The sequence below is a fragment of the Marinagarivorans sp. genome, from assembly GCF_982758155.1.
Genome location: NZ_CEXWTU010000265.1, coordinates 1 through 5400, shown reverse-complemented (window position 1 = coordinate 5400; position 5400 = coordinate 1). Strand labels below are relative to the sequence as shown.

4 protein-coding genes are annotated in these 5400 nt (G+C 51.1%); 1 reads left to right on the top strand and 3 read right to left on the bottom strand.

The features are described 5' to 3' along the window. Positions 1-1928: glycoside hydrolase family 30 protein (locus AC3A8L_RS18990; RefSeq protein WP_487963850.1), on the top strand; the 1928-nt coding region annotated here is incomplete at its 5' end. Here the strand turns inward: AC3A8L_RS18990 and AC3A8L_RS18985 are convergent. The 3 genes from AC3A8L_RS18985 to AC3A8L_RS18975 all read right to left on the bottom strand — a co-directional run bounded on the left by AC3A8L_RS18985 (position 1909) and on the right by AC3A8L_RS18975 (position 5001). Continuing rightward, a complete protein-coding gene (locus AC3A8L_RS18985; protein WP_487963849.1) occupies positions 1909-2355 on the bottom strand; it encodes a hypothetical protein in 447 nt (148 codons plus the stop codon). The two genes, AC3A8L_RS18990 and AC3A8L_RS18985, sit on opposite strands and share 20 nt — an antisense overlap. 44 nt (positions 2356-2399) lie before the next feature. Next, entirely contained in the window at positions 2400-3134 is a 735-nt protein-coding gene (locus AC3A8L_RS18980; protein ID WP_487963848.1) for a cytochrome-c peroxidase, read from the bottom strand. A gap of 214 nt (positions 3135-3348) precedes the next feature. After that, on the bottom strand, positions 3349-5001 hold the full coding sequence (locus tag AC3A8L_RS18975) for a cellulase family glycosylhydrolase (RefSeq protein ID WP_487963847.1): 1653 nt from the start codon (positions 4999-5001) through the stop codon (positions 3349-3351). Positions 5002-5400 lie beyond the last annotated feature (399 nt).

Genomic DNA, 5400 nt, shown 5'->3' with positions numbered 1-5400 from the left:
CCGCCTGCGTAGCCGATAGCATTCCCCCCAGCGAGCAGCCAGATACAACTCCGGATGCATTTACCTTCAGCCCGGCACTCAACGCGCCGCTCAACCAAGATGCATACTCCAGCATAATCACCGTTAACGGCATTAATACCGCAACGCCTATCACCATCGAAGGTGGCGAGTACGCCATTGACGGCGGCAGCTTTCGCAGCACCGCAACCAACATTTTCGACGGTCAAACGGTTCAGCTACTGCTACAGGCCGCTGTGCAGCCTTCTGTTGCTCGCACTGCAACACTGACTATTGGCAGTTATCAAACCACTTTCGCAGTAACAACCCTTGCTGGCAGCCCGCCCGTTGCTATTGCCGGCGAAGACCAAACGATTACACTCGAACCGAATCTGGCCACTGCGTTAGTCACACTTGATAGCGCAGCCAGCTACGACGCCGAAGATGACATTACACTGAGCCACTGGATACTGAATGGATCGGCGATCGCCACCGAGAGCCTTACTACGGTAGAGCTTCCAGCGGGCGAGCACCGCGTTACCCTCTCCCTAACTGATAGTGAAAACCACACCGCAACAGACGACCTTATTATTACCGTAATAGCTCCCGCCACAAAAACCGTTGCCGCCTGGCTTACCCGCGGGGACCAGAGCCAGCTATTAGCGCGAACAGATATTTCACCAGCAAACAACGGTAGCGATGCCATCCCCCAAGCGGCCACACAAATTACTGTAGATACCACGCAGCGCTACCAGCAAATGGAAGGCTTTGGTTTTGCTCTTACCCAAGGCGCGGCACTGGCTATTTCGCAACTTGAAGCAACAGCGCAACACAATTTACTACTGGAGCTTTTTGATCCTGAAAGCGGCAATAGCATTGATGTGCTGCGCGTGCCCCTAGGCGCTTCCGACTTAAGTACTTCGCTTTACAGTTTTAACAGCACTGCCGGCGACGTGAACATGCAGAACTTTAGCCTTAACGGGCCCGATTTAGACGATAAAGTCCCGCTGCTTAAGAAAATTTTAGCCATCAATCCAGAAATCAGACTAATGGCTACGCCATGGTCGCCACCCCCTTGGATGAAAGATAACCAAAGCTGGATTGGAGGCCACCTGCTACCCGAATACTACGCCGCCTATGCACGCTATTTTGTGAAGTATTTTGATGCCATGGCAGAGCACGGCATTCACTTTTGGGCGCTAACCCCGCAAAACGAGCCACTGAATGACCACAACGAACCCAGCCTAGAAATGTTTGCTGACGAACAATCAGCCTTCGTTGAAAACCATTTAGGCCCAGCATTAGCCAGCAGCGACCACAGCATTAAAATTTTGGCATTCGACCACAACTGCGACCGCCCAGACTACGCAGAAGCCGTCGCCAACGGCAGCCAATATGTAAGCGGCTCCGCATTCCATTTATACGGCGGCGATATTAGTGCACTTACGGATGTGAAAATAAACACCGGCAAAGATGTGTATTTCACAGAGCAATGGACAGGTTCAGAAGGTAGCTTTGATGGCGACCTTGGCTGGCATATGGAGAACGTTGTTATAGGCGCAACCCGCAACTGGGCGCGCACAGTGATTGAATGGAACCTTGCCAGCACACCACCAAGCCAAGCGCGCGGCTGCCTCAACTGCCAAGGCGCACTGGCTATTAATGAAAATAACGGTGAAATTACACGCCATGTGTCTTACTACATCATCGCGCAGGTCGCTAAATTTGTGGACAGCAACGCACAGCGTATTGCATCCACAAGTGCTGCCGGCAACCTACACCACGTCGCCTTTCAAAACCCGGATAACAGCACCGTTTTATTGGTCTACAACCCGCTAAACAACGAGCAGTCGTTCTGGGTAAACAGTGAAATACAGCCATTTCAATACACCCTACCCGCTCGCTCGGCTGTTACGTTTGATTGGGAGTAGCCGATTTTAAGCGTTCTTGTTGTTCTTTCAAATACTTGGCCTGCTGAATTTCCAACTGCTCCCTCATCTGATTCTGCTTAGCCTTAAGCGCTTTAAGTGTTTCGGGCGGCACACTGTAACCGTCGGTAAAGGTTTTAAGGAAAGCAACAAGCTCGGCCTTTTCCTGCTCGGTTAGGTTCAGTTTTCTCGTTAACATTCCACTTGAGTTGTCTGCGAATTCAGGCTCGAACGCGTCTATGTCGTTGTAAAAATCCACCACCTCTTCCAACGTTGTAAAGACGCCGTTATGCATATAGGGCGATGTGAGTACCACATTGCGCAGCGAGGGTGTTCGAAACAAACCACGCGCTAGCAACTTATCCTTAGCACTTAAATGTGGGTTGGCCTGGGTGCCGCCATCAACAAATGCAGCGCCAAGGGGGTTCACGGTTTTCGCTTGGCTGTAGAATGCGAGTGCCGGATTGCGCGGCACTAAAATATTGTGGTGCTTATAGCGCGTAAACAATTGGTAGGGCCAGAATGACAATCGATGCACATCGCCTTACCATTAAAAATCTGCTTGCCGTTAGCCTCCTGTTCGGTGAACTCAACAAAACCAAATTCGACATAATCAAACTTTGACGTAAAAGGGTGGAACTGCTCCGTCTGCTGAAAAGCCGCCAAGGCATCAGCCGCCGCATCCACCAATGCCTTATCGTCTTTATCCAGCGCTGCGCCATACACCTGCTTAAGGTTGTTGTAATAACCGGTAGCACGAAGTTTTTCAGCCAAGCCAGCCACGGTACTGTTCATTTCAATAGGGTTCATTAGTGGCCCTAACGCTTGCTCCTGCAAGGTATTCACGCGCCCATCCCAAAACAAACCACCCATCCATTCATTTTCGTATTGAGGGCGTTCGAATAGCGTCGCGAAGCTGGCGTAAAGTAACGTGGGGGTATTACGATGACCAAACACGCCTTTTATCGCGCCCTCACTCGTTGCTTTACCGGGGTCGCTAAAGGCTTGATCCGGCTTGTGGCACGTAGCGCAGGATTGCCCAACAGGGTTAGATAACCTTGAATCATGAAAGAGGATATTACCAATAGTCTCTTTGGGCAGGGCCGCTGGCGCGGAGCCGACTTTATCCTCCGCCCAAGCCATGCCGACCACAGCCATACTGATCGCGATCAACCCCACACTCAGCCACTGTGCCTTTTGCTTAACCATATCGCTCTTGCCTCTTTGCCTGCGTATTGTTTACGCATTGTTGTTATAGAATTAACGCGATTAAATATCGCTTTTTATGCGGCAAGCATACCTTAAAGCGCACAATGGCCTCGCTATACCCTCGATAGGTTTTTTTAATCACAGAGCAGCAGACACAAAAAAAGCCGCAACCTTGCGGTTGCAGCCCTATATCAAACAAAGTGGAAAGCGCAGACTAAAAGATTAAGCTCCCCAGAGCTCCGTCCCAGGTATTACTGGCGCGTTTATAAATTTGAAAAGAGCCATCGTCATCCCAGGCTGTACCAGGAATACCAAACTCTTTTTGCAACACGACGTGATGGCGTAAATAGGCTTTGCGATCATCTACATCACAGACATTTTCGGGGTTTTCAAAGTCCAAATGGGCGGCGCCAAATTCGTTCACAGTTGCCGGTAAATTCTGGCTTACAGCCCAATCGGCTACCGCTTGATAAATGGCTCGCAAATCGGCCTTGTCGGCATTGGAGCCCCAGCCACGCGTACACTGCCCAGCAAACTGCCATGGGTCATAACTGTGGTAGTTACCGATGAGCTGTGTGCCCGCCGGCACTTTGGCCTTTAATAGTTCGGTATATGGCGTGAAGCCACTACCCGAAAAAACCACCGCACGATCGGGATTACTCTCTCGCATAATCGCCAGCAATATGGGGTTCAAGCCATCCACTTGTTCGATTGTCATGCCGTGTGGCTCGTTAAGAATTTCAAAAATCAAACGCTTGGGCTTGTTTTTAAAGTGCTCGGCCACTTGCTGCCAGATGGCCTCGATGCGAGCCTGCTTTTGGGCGTTGAAATCATTCTTTAGCCAAATTTCGTGGTGGGCATTCACAATAACGTATAACCCCTCGGCCAGCGCCCAATCAATCGCCTGCTCTACACGGGCCATCCAGGCAGCCTCTATGGCATAGGGCGCAGTATCGGCGGTGTAACCATCCCAAGTGACCGGAATACGCACATGATCAAAGCCTGCCGCCTTAACACCCTCGAAATACGCTTTCGATTCACGTGTTGCGCCCCAATCTTGGCCACGCGGTACGTCTAAGGTATTACCCAAATTAAGGCCAGTCCCCATATTGGCGACAATCGTCACCGCGGTTAAGGCGTCGTTTTCTTCCGACTGGAAGCGAATCGCGTCTAGCTCGGCACCTGCACCATCAAACGCTACCCGTAACACCTGTAAGCCGCCACTAAAATAAACACCGGCTACCGCTACATCTGCCCACTCCTGAGCCGAAACCGTAGGCACATTAACCGCCTCACCATCAACGCTCACAGCAATAACGGGCGTGGTATTGGCCTGCGCCCGCGCGCGATAAGTAAGTGTGTAAAAACCCGCGGCCTCTATGTTCAAAGTATATTCAAGGTGCTCACCGGCTGCCGTAGCACCCACGAAGTAGCCGTTCGATACCGTCGCATCCAGTTGAATACCAACGGTTGTATCTCGGTAACCCGCCGTGTTCGGCTCACTCGTCAACTCACTCACGGACTCATCACAGATATCAAAATTTTCGATTTCTACGGTAAAAGTCTGAGTATGACTATTGATATCAAGCGGCTGCCCCAGCCATGCGCATTCAGGCATTGCCGCGGCTATATCACTTGAACTGCTTGAGCTACTTGAACTGATTGCACTTATGCTGCTTGCCGCACTGCTCACTATCGAGCTTGCAATGCTAGAGCTACTAGCCGCGACACTAGAATCCCCAACCGCGCTCGAAGCCACCACAGGGGGATTCGTCACTGGTCCGTCGCCACCGCTAGAACCACAAGCCGCCATCAGGCTACCCGCACACAAAACCCCCGACCAACGTAAAAACGAAAACAATCTCATAGAACCCTCAAACAACGCTACTTTTATAGAATGTAGCCCACGCTAGCGCAGCCTGCTGAGGCTGTCGTCTCGATAAACCAAAAACGTAAAGCAGTACGTCCCAATGCCCGCAACCAAAAGTGAGCCGCATTGCAAAGCCCGCTGCGCCGCTACTGGCGCCATGAATTCATGAAAAGGAGGAAAGCCCTTATCGTAGAGAATAGTAACTACTCAGGTAGGGTCGAAATGACGCTCACCAAAAAGGCGAATTGATTGTTTTCTGGGCATTCAAGCGTCGGGAACGCTTGCATAGTGCCCAGGGATCGTGACATGGATGTCACTTATTAGGGCAACGCAGGAGCAGTTGCCGATGGCTTGAACGGCCCAGAAAATGATCAATTTGCCGGCATATTTGTGCAT

Excerpts from the sequence above, each read along its gene's own strand:
- AC3A8L_RS18975 (WP_487963847.1), bottom strand. The coding sequence starts at position 5,001 with ATGAGATTGTTTTCGTTTTTACGTTGGTCGGGGGTTTTGTGTGCGGGT.
- AC3A8L_RS18980 (WP_487963848.1), bottom strand. The coding sequence starts at position 3,134 with ATGGTTAAGCAAAAGGCACAGTGGCTGAGTGTGGGGTTGATCGCGATC.